The organism is Kordiimonas sp., from assembly GCF_965216265.1.
Classification (GTDB): Bacteria; Pseudomonadota; Alphaproteobacteria; order Sphingomonadales; family Kordiimonadaceae; genus Kordiimonas.
In genome coordinates, this window is the sequence record NZ_OZ244153.1 from 2,125,489 (window position 1) to 2,139,109 (window position 13,621).

A 13,621-nucleotide genomic window follows, 5' to 3' on the forward strand; every position below is an offset into this window, starting at 1 on the left:
ATAGTGTGAAGCTGATACCTGCCTTTCAGTGCATCGGGCGGAGCTTTGCTCTTCCATCTGCTGAGCAAGCTCTATGAACGCACCAGCGTCATCATCACCACCAATCTCAGCTTCAGCGAATGGGCCAGCGTGTTCGGCGATGCCAAGATGACTACCGCGCTCCTCGACCGTCTCACCCGTCACCGCCACATTTTCGAGACCCGAAACATAATCTCTCCCGGGTCAATTCTCGGTGAAAACACCGGGTCACTTCTCGGCGGAAATCAACAAGGCAGTTGGCTAAATGGATCATATTGAATAAAGGACTCTTTTAGCCTCGCAAGGTATATACATTGTAGAAACGAAAGGGTGAAAAATGAAAGCTGTTGTAAAAAAGTGGGGCAATAGTGCTGCGGTGCGGATACCGGCTGCGCTTATGGAAGCTGCCCACCTGACGTTGGAACAGGTTCTTGATGTACGTGAAGAAGGCGGTCGCCTGATCATTGAGCCGGTTGAGGAAGAAACTGTTTCACTGGAAGAACTGGTTGCCGGTATCACAGACGATAACAGGCACGATGACATCGACTTCGGCAAGCCTGTCGGGCAGGAAATGGCTCTATGAGTTCATATGTCCCTGAAGCCGGTGATATCGTCTGGCTTGAGTTTTCGCCCCAGGCGGGGCATGAGCAAGCACGACATCGCCCTGCATTGGTTATTTCCCCTGCTGTGTATAATCGGCGAAGTAGCATGATGGTCTGTTGCCCAATGACTACACAGATCAAAGGGTATCCATTTGAAGTGAAGGTAGACACCAAGAGCGTAGCCCTGTCTGATCAGATTAAAAATCTGGACTGGCGAGCGCGAAAGGCCGAGTTCAAAGGGAAGGCGACACCTGCTGTGATGAGTGAAGTACGCCGGAAAATTAAGTCCCTCTTGGGCCTGTACTAGATATTCAGCTAGGGACAATAAATTGAGCATCATTAATGTGGATATTCAAGAATGGTATTTTTTGGTTTGCCACAAGTGGGCCAATAAAGCCCTTGCTGTATAAGGCAGGTGTTGCTCGCATTCTTCTGAAACTGCTTCCGCTTTTCCCGATAGTAGAATGGGTGAATTCAATTCAAGCGCAGCGGGAAAATGATAATGTCATAGACATTTATCATCGGCAGCGTCCGCAGTGAGTCAAAGGACCATTTTCTATCGTTCAGAGGGGCGAAAGGGACCATGCAGAGACAATAATTATTCACAAATATAGATGGTGTATGTTGTTCTCTATATATGGAGCTTGGCCATGGAAATTGCCATCAACGAAGCAAAAGAAAAACTGTGCACTTTGATAGAAGTCGCGGCCTCCGGCGAACAAGTGCTTCTCACAAAGCACGGTCGTCCCGTCGCCGAGATTAGACCTGTTGCAGTTGCGAAGAAGCGGGCCGAAGGGCCCGATGCAGCTCACTCTGCGGACTTTCTTTATGATACAGGCATGCCTGTATGACCGAGGTGAGCACGTCGACGGCAATGGCCGACCTTCTGCAAAATGGGCTCGTCGGATTTTCTCTTTAACAGTGAATATTGGGATGATTTTCTCTGATTTTGTGAAAATCTATCTAGGTGCTCGTGATAACTGGATGCGAAAGCCGCAGAACTCCGAGATTGAAATTCTCACCAATGGCGAAAACTGACAGCATTCTCAGAAAAACCCGGACACCGAAATCGTGTTCGGCTTTTGACTTCAGCCTATTCGATTCTGGAACGCTTCAAGTGCACGGCGAAATTTGCGGCTTTTGGCTGTCCGCTTCCGGCCAGAAGGGGGCTTATAGGGTCGCACCAACCCCGTACTCAATTTGGCGATGAATGCGGAAACGAGGGACCTGAGGATATCGCTTCCGATAAACCGCTCAAGGTCCCACCGACTCTCCGAACGTGGTGGCTCTTCCTAACTGTCTCACAATCCCACAAAAATCTAACATGCCACGTCCTTGTAGACGCCTGCTGGAACGATGCGCCTACGCGATCAAAGCATGCCCCACAAACGAACCGTTTATGCAGACTCTTGATAATTGTCAGCATCACCATCTTTCTTTCCGCGCGTCATCTCACTGAAATTTAAGGGTGTTCCTAATTCTGATAATTTCAACAAGATGGTAAAAGCGGAAGTTCGTCGAGGAAAAGCACACCGCCGTGCGCGAGCGACACTTCCCCCGGTTTGGCTTTCTGCCCGCCGCCGATCAGCGCGGGCTGGCTTGCACTATGGTGCGGGGACCTGAACGGGCGCGCTCTGCTGATTCGCCCCTCCTTGAGCAGCCCGGCGACAGAGGCGATCATGCTAACCTCCAGAGCTTCCTCCGCGCTCATGGGCGGCAGGATGGAGGGCATGCGCGACGCCAGCATGGATTTGCCAGAGCCCGGCGGGCCGACCATAAGCATATTGTGGCCCCCGGCTGCGGCGACCTCAAGCGCGCGTTTGGCGACTTCCTGGCCCTTGATGTCTGAAAGATCCGCAAGCGGGCCGAGGTCAGCTTCCGGCAGGATATCCGGCGCGCTCAGGAGCTGGTTGCCGCGCATATGGTTGATAAGCGCAAGCAGGCTATCGGGCGCGAGCAAACCACCGGTGCCCGCCCAAGCGGCTTCCGGCCCCACGGCGGCGGGGCAAATGAAGGTACAGTCCCGCTCATTCGCAAAAATAGCCGCTGGCAGCGCGCCCGCAACCGCACGGATGCTGCCGTCAAGCCCCAGCTCCCCCATCACAACACTGGCCTCAAGCGCATCACCCGCCAGCACGTTCATGGCCACCAGAATGCCAAGGGCGACGGGTAAATCGTAATGCGATCCTTCTTTCGGCAGGTCAGCGGGGGAGAGGTTTACAGTGATGCGCTCCGCCGGGAGCGCAAGACCAATGGCAGAAAGGGCGGCGCGCACCCGCTCCCGTGCTTCAGAAACGGCTTTATCGGGCAAACCCACAATGGTGAAAGACGGCAGGCCGGAGCTGATCTGCACCTGCACTTCAACTGGCCGGGCCTCAATACCTTCAAAGGCTACCGTTTGTACCGATGCAACCATAATGCCCCCATTTATCCCACTTTGGTGGCATAAATTAGAACAAAAAGGGAACGCGGTCCAGCCAAAATGCGAGAGAGTGACGATTTCAAAAAATATTTGGCTATGGTGTCAACCTGATCAAAGTGCCGCGAGTATTATAAGTAGCGCTTGGGCGAGACACCCTCGGGCAAGGGCCAACAAGAAAAAGAGGAGAACACCATGTTTAGCGGTTTTGTTTTGGCAGTAGGACTTATCTTTATCATTGCGGCGCTGGTTTTTATCGCCAGGCTTGTAAGCCGCTACCGTGGCTATGCCACCGCGCATGGGTATGCCAGCTTTGGTGATTATCTGCGCGCCGCACCCACATCGGAAGATGAAACCCGCGAAGCGGTCGACATGACCATGTACGGCATCGCCTTTTGTGTGCTTGGTTTTGCCTTTCCGCCCCTGATCATCATCGGTGCATTTCCGCTGTTTTTTGGTGGGCGCAAAGTGATGTACGGCGTGTTGGGGCTTGGTCTCAATGACAGTCTCGACCCGGCAGAGACCGACTAATATATGGCTGACCAGCCAGATAACCGGCAAGGACGAGCGGGTGAGCATGAAAGCCACACCGTTCGTCTGGCCGCCCAAGCAGTGCGGGCGGGTGACCATCAGGCATTTTCCATCCTTGTGGCCCTGTTTGAGCGCCGCATCTTCAACTTGTGCCTCGCGGTGCTCAAGCAGCCCGAACGCGCGGAAGAGATTGCGCAGGACGCTTTTGTGAAAGCTTTCGCAAATATTGAACGCTTTGACCTCGCCCGGCCTTTCTACCCCTGGATGGCAACAATCGCAGTGCGGCTCGCGCAAACCGAACTGAGGAAACAGCGGCTTGAGCGGGAGCATAATGAAGAATACCGCGCGGAACTGGACCTTGTACCGCAGCAAGCCGCAAGCACACCGCTTTCAGACCTTATGGCGAGCGAACGGGCTGACATGGTTTGGCACCTCGTCAGCGCATTGCCTGCCGGGCAGCGCACAGCCACCTATCTGTTTTACCGGGACGATATGACGCTCTCTGAGACCGCCGCCACGCTCAGTGTTACCGAAGGCACGGTCAAGACCCTGTTGTTTCGGGCGCGGGCAAAGCTCAGGGAACAACTCGGCACGACGATAAAAAAGGAAGAAGGACAATGAACTGCAGCCATGTGAAACGTGCGATTGATCTCGCAAGCATGAACAAAGAGGCGCTGCCGGTTGAGGCAAGACACCACATTGAAACCTGTGAAACCTGTCGCAAAACCTTGGACGCCAGCCTCTTCCTTGATGAAGGCCTGCGCGGGCTTGAGCTTGAGGATGCGCCGCAAGGCATGGAAGCCAGGATCGCAGCGCGTATTGCCAAAATCGCCGCTGACAAGCAGCGTACCAAAAAAAGCCGCCGCCGCGTGGCCACCCTTATGCCATGGCTCGCGGCTACTTTAGGCATTTTTGGTTTCCTCACCTTTGCGCTTATCGGTATCGCGGACGACGCGATGCAAAACGCATCAACCGCGCCGGTTAACACCGTGGAAAGTTCCCTGATACTAGGCGATATCTGGCAGATGCTGTTTGCACCGCAAGCCGCGATCTCGAACATTAGCACAGACTTTATGGTCATGGGCCTGTTTGCCCTGTTCAGCATTGCTGCCATGGGCCAGATGGTACGCCGCTAGCCAGCCAACCCCTAAGATATTATAACCTCGACGCTTTTTAATGATTGGAGGTGTAATAAAACCTCAGCGCGATCCAAAACCATGGTCAAGTTTGTTGACTAACCGCGGCTTTCGGTGAGATATGGACCTCCAGTATGCGTATTGGCGAGGTATCTCGTTCAAGAAAAGCTGATAACTATCTCAGGCTATAAACCTGGGATTAAGAAAGCTGTGAGAAAGTTTCGGACCTTCTGTCTTGAGTAAATAGCGATTGGGCAACCCTGTAGTGATCGACATTGTAACCACAGTATATTCGGGGGACTATATGTCCCTGATCCTGCAAGCGAGATCCTTCGATAAGCACCTGGACTCCGGCATTGTTGGTAAGATTTTTGCTGTTTACAATAGCGAGGACTATGCGGTTTTCGCAGACTATTTCGAGCGGAAGATCAAACCTCAGTACGGCCGTTTCAAAGACAAGGTTGTGCTGCTGCAGTCGTCAGACCTTCTTATTGGCAGCGACATATCCAAATATCCTCCATGGTATATTCAGATGGCGAACAAGCTGTTCATCAGCCAGCAGGTGACATCACCCTGGTTTCTGGCGCTTGATTGCAAAAACCACTTTATCCGCCGCGCCTCTGCTGAAACCTTGTTCATGGAAACCAAGGCTGTCAGCTTCCTACAGTTCAATGAGAAAAACCTGAGCAACTTTTACGCCGGGTCTTTTAGTTTTATCGGCACCGAACAGTTTGAAGCAGGCAAGGTGCGCATGCCGGCGTGGACACCTTATATTATGCAGACCGAAGCCACGAAAACACTGCTGGCGGAGCATTTTAACGGGTGCGCAGAAACGTTTCTCCGCACGGCCCTCGAGCGCGAGCTGACCGAGTTTTATGTTTATGAGGCCTATGTGCGAAAGGCCAAAAATGTGGAGAATTTCTACAGCTTCGGTAAACCATTCGTCAGCACCCTTTGGGCTAAATCAACTCTGTCGGACAAAAAGTTCAACCGCTGCATCAAACGCACAAAGCGCACCCATTGCCTGTGTTTTGGCGTGCACAGGAAATCCTACCTTCAGATGAGCCAATCCCAGTGGCATGCAGTTGTCGACCTTTGGGAAACCTATGAGCTGATCTCAAATCCCGAGGGGCTAAAGCTTAAAGAAACCCATGTCTCAGGCGCGAACCTGATGACCGGGCTTGAGCTGCTGGCAGGGTAACCGCGATTTCCCGTCAGTTCCCCGCCAGTTTGAGGATTGTGCGCGTGAGCTCGTCCGGTTTTGAAAAATAAGCCGAATGGCTGGCGCGCAAGCTTTCCACCCGCTCAACCTCCGTTTCACCAAGCAACCGGTCCTGCAACGCGATTGAGACGGCCTTGTCTTCCGTGAGCCTTATATAGGCGCGGGGTACGGTGCCGTATCTGTCTGCGGATAACTTGAGCGTCGTGAGCGCCGGGCGCACTGGTTCACGCACCAGAAGCGTGCGCGCAAGCGCGATATCGTCCGCCGAACAATCGGCATACAGCGCTTCCCGGTACATATTGGGGTCAAGCCAGTCCCACATGGCGCGGCGGTTAACCTGCACGTGGCCCGTGAGCGCTGCACCGCGATCAGGCACATAATCCAGCACACGTTTGCCGTTTGGTAACATGAAGGACGCCAGATAGATGATGCGCTCAATGCGCTCAGGTGCGCGTTCCGCCAGCATGGAGGCCACAATGCCGTACCGGCTGTGCACCACCACTGTGGTCTTTTGGTCCGCTGGCAATTGAGCCTCAAGCGCGCGCACCATACGTTCAAGCGATACAAATGGCGCAAAGGCAGGTGCGCGGCCACGGCCCGGCAGGTCTGGCACCATCACCCGGTGGCCCGCAGCTTCAAGCCGGGGCCATATCTTGAACCAGCACCACGCCCCGTGCCAGCTGCCGTGTATCAGTAGGAAGTTTTTCATGTGCCATCTCCCGCAACAAAATGCCCACAACAAAGTGAGGCGCATGATGGGGAAGAGATTGGCGAGTGTCGTCCCGTTCCTTGCTGGCAAATACAGGTTTGTCTATTTACCGCGCGGCTGCTCGGACAGGAAGGCGAGCAACTGGTCAAGCTCGCGGTCGTTCAACCTGCCGATGCGGCGAGCGAGCAGGTTGGCTGCACGGGTCGCGCGGGCATCCATGCCTGCGGTATCGATTGTCACTTTGGGTTTTGAGAGATGCGCCAGATCCTGCAGCTGTTCCGCATCGTCCCAGATCAGGCCAAAATACTGGATAATTTTCTGCAGGAACGCCCATGAAGGCGCACCGCGTTTGCCGTGCTCAAGCGCAGACAGGTAGGCGGGGCTGACATCAAGCGCGGCCGCCAGCTCAGCCTGGTTGATACCGCGTGCTTCCCTGAGCGCACGCAGCTTTTCACCAAACGGGGTCATGGCTGTGCCCTTCGGCTGCCGGGCAGGCGCCTGCGCAAAATAACGTAAAGCGCACCATCACCGCCGTGTTCCTTCGCCGCAACGCCGTATGACTGGATAAACGGCTTCAGCTCCGGCCCTTCAAGCCAGAGTGGCACCATGCGCCGAAGCACACCGCCGTGCTGGTCAAAGTCATTGCGGGTGCGGTAAGCGGCTGGTGTTGCATCGGTTTGCGCAAAACGCTTGCCGCCCTTGCCGGTGACCACCAGGAGCGTTTTATCACCGCGCCGGATCGACCCTTCAATGGTGCGACGCAAGGTGGCAAAAGCCCTGTCCTGGGTCATGCCGTGCAGGTCAACGGAACGGTCAACCTCCTGCCTGCCGGTTGCGATCTGGCGCAGCATGCGCCTGTCGATACGGGCATCAGGATTTGGTGAAGTACGCGTATGCCACTCATAGGGCAGGCTTTGAGTCTCGGTTCGGATAATGGGGCGGCTTCGCGCCGGTGGGGCCGGGGCGTCCGGCCGGCCACCAAGGGGGGTTACCGTCTCGGTGACCTTGCGCCATATCTCATTATCGCGGGCGCTCAGCGGGTCTTTTTTCCTAGCCACCCTTCTGACCTTCAAGCACAGGGGCTGCAAGCGGCTTGGGCAGCAGCAGCCAGTAGCGGCCCCGGTTTGCCATACGGCCTGCGATTTCCTCCGCCTCATCACCAAAACCCCAGAAAACATCACCACGAATTTCACCGCGGATAGCGCCGCCGGTATCTTGCGCCACCATCAAGCGGTTCAGTGGTAGCGGTTCGCCTTCGCGGTTCGCCGGGTCCGGGTAGCTGGCAGAAAGCCAGACCGGCACATGAAGCGCCAGATGGTTACGGTCAACCGCCAGCGACCGGCCAGCCGTGAGCGCCACATTGGCGGAACCAAATGGCCCGTCACCATCTTCAAGCAGGCGGAAAAATATGTAAGACGCATTGGTATCCAGAAGCGCGTCGGCCTTGTCCGGGTTTTCCGCGAGCCACGTGCGGATCGCCTGCATGGACATTTTTTCGCGCGGCACCTCGCCTTCCGCGATCAACTGCCTGCCAATTGCCGTGTAAGTATGGCCGTTCTGGCCCGCGTACCCAACCCGCACCAGCCGTCCGTCATCCATCAACACACGGCCCGAGCCCTGAATATGAAGGAAAAAGGCATCCACCGGGTCATCAACCCACAATAGTTCAAGGTCACGACCAGCAAGTGCGCCCGATGTGATCGCCTCCCGGTCCGCATAGGGCACAAGCCTGTCACCCTTGACCTTGCCCGCGATACGGCGGCCCTTGAGGTCGGACCGGAAAGCGCCCAAGTCCACGCTCACCAGCTCAGGCGGTTTCACGTGGAGCGGCACATGATACGTTGTGCTCTGGCTCTCGCTACCCTTCAAGAGCGTTTCATAATAGCCGGTGAACATGCCCATGGCTTCACCACCAAGCGTGACCTCAATGGGCTGAAACTCGGCTTCAAAAAACCCGCGAATGTCATCTGTAGCGCTGAGGCCAAGGATGGTTTCACAAACCGCTGTCCAGTCCCCCATGGTGCCACCCACAGTGGAACCCGGCAGGCCCCGGGCTGAGGGCTGCTTTTTGATGCTTTCGCAGCTTTTCCGGAGGGCAGGCAACGCGCCCGCTACATTGTCCTCATGCCAGCCGGGCAGCGCCGCATAGGGCACGGCACGAAAATGCAGGCCATCAGGCTTGCGGCTCATAAGCAAAAGCGCCACTACCACCGGCAGCGCCAGAAGGACGATCAGCCCCAGATATTTGAGAAGCCGCCCCGGCATGAGGTTGCGGCCCTAGCCCGCGCGGGTTGCGACAAGAAGCCAGTTCGGGTCACGCGAACGGGTGTCGCGCGCGAACGTCCAGCGGTCGTTCACTTCAACGGCCTCAGAAAGGTTGCCTTCAACGAGGTTGCCCTCGCCGTCTTTGGTCACAGCAATAATCTCAGCCTTGAAACGCACGATAAGCTCGGCGGTTTTGCCTTCAAGTTTAGCCTCGACAATATCCGCTTCCGCGATATCCACAAGGCGGTTATCCAACTGGTAACCATTCTGTTCGCGTGCTTCAATCGCGGCGGTGAACTGGTTATAGACACTGTCATCAAGGAAAGTGCGCAACGTTTCCTTGTCGCCTGACCAGAAAGCCTCGAGGATCATCTCGTAGGCTGAGCGCGCGCCGCCCACAAAGGTTGGCACATCAAAGGACGAATCCGCCCGGCGGATATCCTGATAGCCTTTCCTGAGCGCAGAATTTTCTTCCATGTCGATCACGGTATCGTCCCGCGCGGAGACATCTTCAAAGTCTGCCTCGACCACAGGCTTGGCACCGTCACGGCCGGGACGCGGAGCGGCTGGAGGCAAGGGTTCGTTACCGGTTTTTTTGCCCAGTTCAGAACGCAGCCTCAAGAGTATGAACGCCGCAAGCATCGCAAGTAGAATGATATCCAACATGGTAAGGTCTATGCCCGATCATCTTTAAAAATTACAAGTCTTGGTACGCAGCTATTGAACCTGCGGACCAACATGCCCTTATAGATAGGAGTATTTGAAAGAAAGAACAAGGAATGCCCTTACTCATATTATTGTTATTTTTGGCGATTCCGGTGGTGGAATTGTCGATCCTTATCGACATTGGCGGTGAGATCGGCGCGCTACCTACGATCGTTTTATGTTTTTTAACGGCTGCAATCGGGCTTTCGCTCGTGCGCCAACAGGGTATTTCAACCCTCCGCAACATGGAAGGTGCGCGGGTTGGCACCAGCCTTGTGCACGGTATTTTTCTGGCCATTGCTGGGCTTTTTCTGCTAATCCCCGGTTTTGTCACTGACATCGTTGGTGCCTTGCTGCTGATCCCGCCCCTAAGAATTTTTCTCGGGCGCGGCATTGTGGGCTGGCTCAGCAAACACCGGTCAGACAGCCTGAAGCGCAGCAATATCATCATTGAAGGTGAGTTCTGGCAGGCAGGCAACCCTCAGGATCATCCTCATGAGTATGTGAAACCTCTTGAGGACGAAAAAAGGGACACCAACAAGCCTGAAAATTAGGAAATCCGCCATCTCCGGCGCATTTGTTTATTGTTCAATCATGGAAACCGTGCTAGCCGTTTGCCCCAGATTCGCCAACCCAGGTGGTTTGGGGGGGTGGCAGACAATTAAAAGAGTGAAAAAATGGCTGAAAATGAATTTGGTAACGACCAAACGCCGGTAGGCGGCCCAGCACCAGAAGGTGCCGAAGGCCCACAAGCAGGCGTCATTGCACAATATGTAAAAGACCTTTCCTTCGAGAACCCGAATGCGCCAGCAAGCCTTCAGGCGCTTCAGGGCGCGAAGCCTGCCATTGACGTGAATGTCAATGTTGGCGTTCGCAAGATGAATGATGAAGTTTACGAGGTTGAGCTCAAGATCTCTGCCAAAGCAACTGCACCAACCCAGGACGGTGGTGAGCAGGTCGCTTTTGTTGCTGAGCTGGCTTATGGCTCCCTCTATGGTATCCGCAATGTTCCGGAAGAAGCCCTCAGGGCATTCCTTCTGGTACAAGCGCCAATGATGATGTTCCCGTTTGCCCGCCGCATTATTGCGGACGCAAGCCGTGATGGTGGCTTCCCGCCGCTTCTTCTGGAACCGATCAACTTCGAAGCGCTTTTCCGGGCTCAACAGGCTCAGGAAGCGCAGCAAACCGGGGAAGCGCAAGCTGACGCGGCAAGTGGCGAAGACCCTGCCCCGATCAGTCTTAACTGATCAGGCAGTAAATTTCCGAAATGCAGGCCGGCTGCCGGGGTAACCCGTCAGTCGGTTTTCGTTTCCTGGGATTTCTCTGGGGATGTTTCCGGGGATGTGTAACTACCGCCCCTAAGTGCACTCATAAGCGCATCAAGAAGTTTTGCGTCGATGTTCTTGCCCGCCGCCAGATAATCAAGCACGTCAACGTCAATCTCACCTAGCGACCTGAGCGCCCCTGAACCAACGCTGCCCTGGCTGACGTACCACGCAACCACGGTCTTGTCGGCCAGCATCAGGTCTGCGCGGCCACCAAGCAACAAGTTGGTCTGCCCACCAACGGGTAGCGCCGGCACAGCCATCACCGAACGCTGCGGCAACTTCAGTTTCTCAAAAAACTCGCATTGGCTCGAGCCCATGTTGCACACCGCACGGTAATCGCCGTGCACGAGGCTCGGGATATCCTGCGGCGCACCCTCGCCATTTCGGATATAGATCGTGAGTTTCTTCTGGTTCAGCGGCATGATCCAGTGAAACTGATCCTCGCGCTCAGGGATACGGTTCAATGAATATATGAGCGTGTTCTTCTCAAGGCTCGCAGACTGCAAAGCACGCTTCCAGCCCACGACGGTAATCTCATAAGGTACACCAGCGCGGTCGAGAAACGCCCGCACATGGTCTGTCGCGATGCCGACAGGCTCGCCGTTATGATCCACATAACTATAGGGAGGATGTGTGTTCGTGAATACCCGAAGGGTAGGGTAGGTTGTATTTTCAGTATTCTTTTCAAGTGCTTGGGCACCAAAACTGAACGCAAGAAGAAGCGGAAAAACAACGCTACGGACAACACTCAACACGGAACTCCAGTACAAAACTACATATAACTCTCGCCCCTCGGCCCTCCTTTAACCCAAGCCTATATAATATTCAACCACCGAGTGCATGCCGGGCGACCAAGCACCCGGCACCGCCCCCTGTTATGATGCGATTTTACGGTACTTTGCAGCGTTCGCCTCCCGCCTTTCCAGCCGCTCGGCCAACAATTTGTTAACAGCGTTCACAATCACATCGTCCGCCACGCTGGGGTGACCACTTTCAAAGGGCGGGGCCGGGTTATATTCGGTCGCAAGCTGGATCATTTTAGCGACAGTTTCACCAACCAGTTCCGCCGTTAGTGTGAGCGCAAAATCAATGCCTGCTGTCACGCCGCCGCCCGTGGCGCGGTCCCGGTCGATCACCACCCGGTCGGCGCAGGGAATGGCGCCAAAATCGGCCAGCATGTCCACAGACGTCCAATGGCTTGTGGCTTTGTAGCCTTTCAACAAGCCCGCAGCACCCAGGATCAGCGAGCCGGTGCACACGGAGGTCACGAACCGCGCACCCGCCGCCTGACGGCGCAGAAACGCGAGCGTTGCTTCATCGTCAAACAGACAGTCTACATAGGGGCCACCCGGCACACACAGTACGTCAAGCTGCGGGCAGTCATCAAGCGTGGTGGTTGGTGTGAGCTTGAGGCCGGTATCTGCCGCCACCGGCTCCAGCGTTTTGGCTGCCAAGTGAACTTCGCCCCCCGGTACGTGGGAGAAAACCTCAAACGGCCCGGCAAAATCAAGCTGGGTCAGTTGCGGGAATAGGTAGAAGCCGAATTTTATAGTCATGGAAGTATCCTTTTCCTCGTTGCCGCGCTCGGTTGTGGCGCACGCGGTTGGGCCTTGTGGCCCTTCTCACTCGCAGCATAGGCTTGCCTCACTTTGGCGGATATGACATATTATTATTAATTTCTGCCAGTATTGAGAGCACCGATGACATCAAATGCCCCCCACAAGCTGGTTCTGGTTACCTTTGATGGTGCGCAGGTGCTGGACATTACCGGCCCCATGCAGGTGTTTGCCTCCGCCAACGAAGCGTTGGAGCGCGAGGTTTATAAAATCACGCTCACCAGTTCCGCGGGCGCCCGCACAGCAACAAGCGCGGGCATCACGATTGAGACCACGCCACTGTCTGTGCTACCGCCTGACGCTGTCGCTGATACGCTGATGATTGCAGGTGGCCACGGCACCCGCGCGGCGGTGACCGATGAAACCCTGCTGGATTGGGTGCGACGTGCAGCAAAGGATGCGCGGCGTATCACAAGCGTATGCAGTGGCACCTTCATCCTCGCCGCCGCCGGGCTTCTGGACGGCAGGCGCGCAGCCACGCACTGGAATTATGCCAACGCGCTGGCCCGACTCTACCCCGCAGTGACGGTAGACGCCGATGCCATTTATGTTGAGGACGGCCCTTACTGGACCTCCGCCGGGGTCACGGCAGGTATTGATATGAGCCTCGCGATGGTGGAACGCGACCATGGCCGGGACCTGGCCATGAATATTGCCCGGCGACTGGTGGTTTATGCGCGCAGGCCGGGGTACCAAAGCCAGTTCAGCACGCTTCTGAAGGGCCAGAGCCGGGGCAGCGCACCGGTTGCCAAAGCCATCACCTGGATGGTGGATAATATGAAAGGCGCTGTCACCGTGGCGCAGGCGGCTGACCATGTGGGCATGAGCGAGCGCAGCTTCCACCGGCGTTTTGTGTCTGAGACCAACAGCACACCGGCACGATATCTGGAACGGCTTCGCCTTGATGCCGCGCGTATGCTTCTGGAGGAAACATCAGAGCCCCTGAAAGCCGTAGCTGCCGAGGCCGGGTTTGGCACACCGTCGCGCCTCATACAGGTGTTTGAAAGGCGCTTTGGGTTGTCGCCTACGGCTTACCGGAACCTGCATCACCACCACACAAGGTAACGAGG

Annotated in this window: 17 protein-coding genes and 2 pseudogenes; 11 read left to right on the top strand and 8 right to left on the bottom strand. The window is 55.7% G+C overall.

The features are described from left to right. Positions 1-15: 15 nt before the first annotated feature. The 4 genes and pseudogenes from ACOOGA_RS09745 to ACOOGA_RS09760 all read left to right on the top strand — a co-directional run. Positions 16-297, top strand: a pseudogene (locus tag ACOOGA_RS09745) (ATP-binding protein); the annotation flags it as partial. Between the two features lie 58 nt (positions 298-355). Beyond that, a complete protein-coding gene (locus ACOOGA_RS09750; RefSeq protein WP_420428560.1) occupies positions 356-601 on the top strand; it encodes an AbrB/MazE/SpoVT family DNA-binding domain-containing protein in 246 nt (81 codons plus the stop codon). Then, entirely contained in the window at positions 598-927 is a 330-nt protein-coding gene (gene mazF / locus ACOOGA_RS09755; RefSeq protein ID WP_420428562.1) for an endoribonuclease MazF, read from the top strand. The genes ACOOGA_RS09750 and mazF overlap by 4 nt, the downstream gene beginning before the upstream one ends. A gap of 343 nt (positions 928-1,270) precedes the next feature. After that, the gene (locus tag ACOOGA_RS09760) at positions 1,271-1,471 is read left to right on the top strand and encodes a type II toxin-antitoxin system Phd/YefM family antitoxin (protein WP_420428564.1); all 201 of its coding nucleotides are present in this window, start codon (positions 1,271-1,273) and stop codon (positions 1,469-1,471) included. Between the two features lie 656 nt (positions 1,472-2,127). Here ACOOGA_RS09760 and ACOOGA_RS09765 read toward each other — a convergent pair. After that, a pseudogene (locus ACOOGA_RS09765) lies at positions 2,128-3,036 on the bottom strand (YifB family Mg chelatase-like AAA ATPase); the annotation flags it as partial. Between the two features lie 198 nt (positions 3,037-3,234). On the opposite strand from ACOOGA_RS09765, the gene ACOOGA_RS09770 reads away from it, so the two are divergent. From ACOOGA_RS09770 to ACOOGA_RS09785, 4 genes are all read left to right on the top strand, one after another. Beyond that, positions 3,235-3,570: a hypothetical protein gene (locus tag ACOOGA_RS09770; protein ID WP_417459362.1), complete on the top strand. Its 336-nt coding sequence runs from the start codon at positions 3,235-3,237 to the stop codon at positions 3,568-3,570. 3 nt (positions 3,571-3,573) lie between these two features. Further along, the gene (locus ACOOGA_RS09775; RefSeq protein ID WP_417459363.1) at positions 3,574-4,191 is read left to right on the top strand and encodes an RNA polymerase sigma factor; all 618 of its coding nucleotides are present in this window, start codon (positions 3,574-3,576) and stop codon (positions 4,189-4,191) included. Beyond that, on the top strand, positions 4,188-4,706 hold the full coding sequence (locus ACOOGA_RS09780) for a hypothetical protein (protein ID WP_417459364.1): 519 nt from the start codon (positions 4,188-4,190) through the stop codon (positions 4,704-4,706). Before ACOOGA_RS09775 ends, ACOOGA_RS09780 begins: the two co-directional genes overlap by 4 nt. Before the next feature lie 265 nt (positions 4,707-4,971). Next, on the top strand, positions 4,972-5,907 hold the full coding sequence (locus ACOOGA_RS09785; RefSeq protein WP_417459365.1) for a DUF6492 family protein: 936 nt from the start codon (positions 4,972-4,974) through the stop codon (positions 5,905-5,907). 13 nt (positions 5,908-5,920) lie between these two features. Here the strand turns inward: ACOOGA_RS09785 and ACOOGA_RS09790 are convergent, their stop codons facing one another. The 5 genes from ACOOGA_RS09790 to ACOOGA_RS09810 form a co-directional block, all read right to left on the bottom strand. Continuing rightward, a complete protein-coding gene (locus tag ACOOGA_RS09790) occupies positions 5,921-6,637 on the bottom strand; it encodes an alpha/beta fold hydrolase (protein WP_417459366.1) in 717 nt (238 codons plus the stop codon). A gap of 102 nt (positions 6,638-6,739) precedes the next feature. After that, positions 6,740-7,105 carry a helix-turn-helix domain-containing protein gene (locus tag ACOOGA_RS09795; protein ID WP_417459367.1) on the bottom strand — a complete coding sequence of 122 codons (366 nt, stop codon included), beginning with the start codon at positions 7,103-7,105 and terminating at the stop codon, positions 6,740-6,742. Next, a complete protein-coding gene (locus ACOOGA_RS09800) occupies positions 7,102-7,695 on the bottom strand; it encodes a Smr/MutS family protein (RefSeq protein WP_417459368.1) in 594 nt (197 codons plus the stop codon). Before ACOOGA_RS09800 ends, ACOOGA_RS09795 begins: the two co-directional genes overlap by 4 nt. Then, positions 7,688-8,902 carry a murein transglycosylase A gene (locus tag ACOOGA_RS09805; RefSeq protein ID WP_417459369.1) on the bottom strand — a complete coding sequence of 405 codons (1,215 nt, stop codon included), beginning with the start codon at positions 8,900-8,902 and terminating at the stop codon, positions 7,688-7,690. The genes ACOOGA_RS09800 and ACOOGA_RS09805 overlap by 8 nt, the downstream gene beginning before the upstream one ends. Before the next feature lie 12 nt (positions 8,903-8,914). After that, positions 8,915-9,568, bottom strand: a complete 654-nt coding sequence (locus ACOOGA_RS09810; protein WP_417459370.1) for a Tim44/TimA family putative adaptor protein — start codon at positions 9,566-9,568, stop codon at positions 8,915-8,917. Positions 9,569-9,720: 152 nt separating this feature from the next. Here ACOOGA_RS09810 and ACOOGA_RS09815 point away from each other — a divergent pair, with 152 nt between their 5' ends. Both ACOOGA_RS09815 and secB read left to right on the top strand, forming a co-directional pair. Continuing rightward, positions 9,721-10,161, top strand: a complete 441-nt coding sequence (locus ACOOGA_RS09815; RefSeq protein ID WP_417459371.1) for an FxsA family protein — start codon at positions 9,721-9,723, stop codon at positions 10,159-10,161. A gap of 123 nt (positions 10,162-10,284) precedes the next feature. Further along, a complete protein-coding gene (secB, locus tag ACOOGA_RS09820; protein WP_417459372.1) occupies positions 10,285-10,854 on the top strand; it encodes a protein-export chaperone SecB in 570 nt (189 codons plus the stop codon). Between the two features lie 47 nt (positions 10,855-10,901). Here the strand turns inward: secB and ACOOGA_RS09825 are convergent, their stop codons facing one another. Both ACOOGA_RS09825 and ACOOGA_RS09830 read right to left on the bottom strand, forming a co-directional pair. Continuing rightward, on the bottom strand, positions 10,902-11,687 hold the full coding sequence (locus ACOOGA_RS09825; protein ID WP_420428566.1) for a substrate-binding periplasmic protein: 786 nt from the start codon (positions 11,685-11,687) through the stop codon (positions 10,902-10,904). A gap of 123 nt (positions 11,688-11,810) precedes the next feature. Further along, positions 11,811-12,491, bottom strand: a complete 681-nt coding sequence (locus tag ACOOGA_RS09830; protein ID WP_420428568.1) for a DJ-1/PfpI family protein — start codon at positions 12,489-12,491, stop codon at positions 11,811-11,813. A gap of 144 nt (positions 12,492-12,635) precedes the next feature. Here ACOOGA_RS09830 and ACOOGA_RS09835 point away from each other — a divergent pair, with 144 nt between their 5' ends. After that, positions 12,636-13,616 (top strand): GlxA family transcriptional regulator, encoded by a 981-nt coding sequence (locus tag ACOOGA_RS09835; RefSeq protein WP_417459375.1) that lies wholly within the window; start codon positions 12,636-12,638, stop codon positions 13,614-13,616. The last annotated feature ends 5 nt before the right edge of the window (positions 13,617-13,621 follow it).

What these genes read in the sequence shown, in the direction of transcription:
- ACOOGA_RS09750 (WP_420428560.1), top strand. Translation starts at nt 356, where the DNA reads ATGAAAGCTGTTGTAAAAAAGTGGGGCAATAGTGCTGCGGTGCGGATA.
- mazF (WP_420428562.1), top strand. Translation starts at nt 598, where the DNA reads ATGAGTTCATATGTCCCTGAAGCCGGTGATATCGTCTGGCTTGAGTTT.
- ACOOGA_RS09760 (WP_420428564.1), top strand. Translation starts at nt 1,271, where the DNA reads ATGGAAATTGCCATCAACGAAGCAAAAGAAAAACTGTGCACTTTGATA.
- ACOOGA_RS09770 (WP_417459362.1), top strand. Translation starts at nt 3,235, where the DNA reads ATGTTTAGCGGTTTTGTTTTGGCAGTAGGACTTATCTTTATCATTGCG.
- ACOOGA_RS09775 (WP_417459363.1), top strand. Translation starts at nt 3,574, where the DNA reads ATGGCTGACCAGCCAGATAACCGGCAAGGACGAGCGGGTGAGCATGAA.
- ACOOGA_RS09780 (WP_417459364.1), top strand. Translation starts at nt 4,188, where the DNA reads ATGAACTGCAGCCATGTGAAACGTGCGATTGATCTCGCAAGCATGAAC.
- ACOOGA_RS09790 (WP_417459366.1), bottom strand. Translation starts at nt 6,637, where the DNA reads ATGAAAAACTTCCTACTGATACACGGCAGCTGGCACGGGGCGTGGTGC.
- ACOOGA_RS09795 (WP_417459367.1), bottom strand. Translation starts at nt 7,105, where the DNA reads ATGACCCCGTTTGGTGAAAAGCTGCGTGCGCTCAGGGAAGCACGCGGT.
- ACOOGA_RS09805 (WP_417459369.1), bottom strand. Translation starts at nt 8,902, where the DNA reads ATGCCGGGGCGGCTTCTCAAATATCTGGGGCTGATCGTCCTTCTGGCG.
- ACOOGA_RS09810 (WP_417459370.1), bottom strand. Translation starts at nt 9,568, where the DNA reads ATGTTGGATATCATTCTACTTGCGATGCTTGCGGCGTTCATACTCTTG.
- secB (WP_417459372.1), top strand. Translation starts at nt 10,285, where the DNA reads ATGGCTGAAAATGAATTTGGTAACGACCAAACGCCGGTAGGCGGCCCA.
- ACOOGA_RS09830 (WP_420428568.1), bottom strand. Translation starts at nt 12,491, where the DNA reads ATGACTATAAAATTCGGCTTCTACCTATTCCCGCAACTGACCCAGCTT.
- ACOOGA_RS09835 (WP_417459375.1), top strand. Translation starts at nt 12,636, where the DNA reads ATGACATCAAATGCCCCCCACAAGCTGGTTCTGGTTACCTTTGATGGT.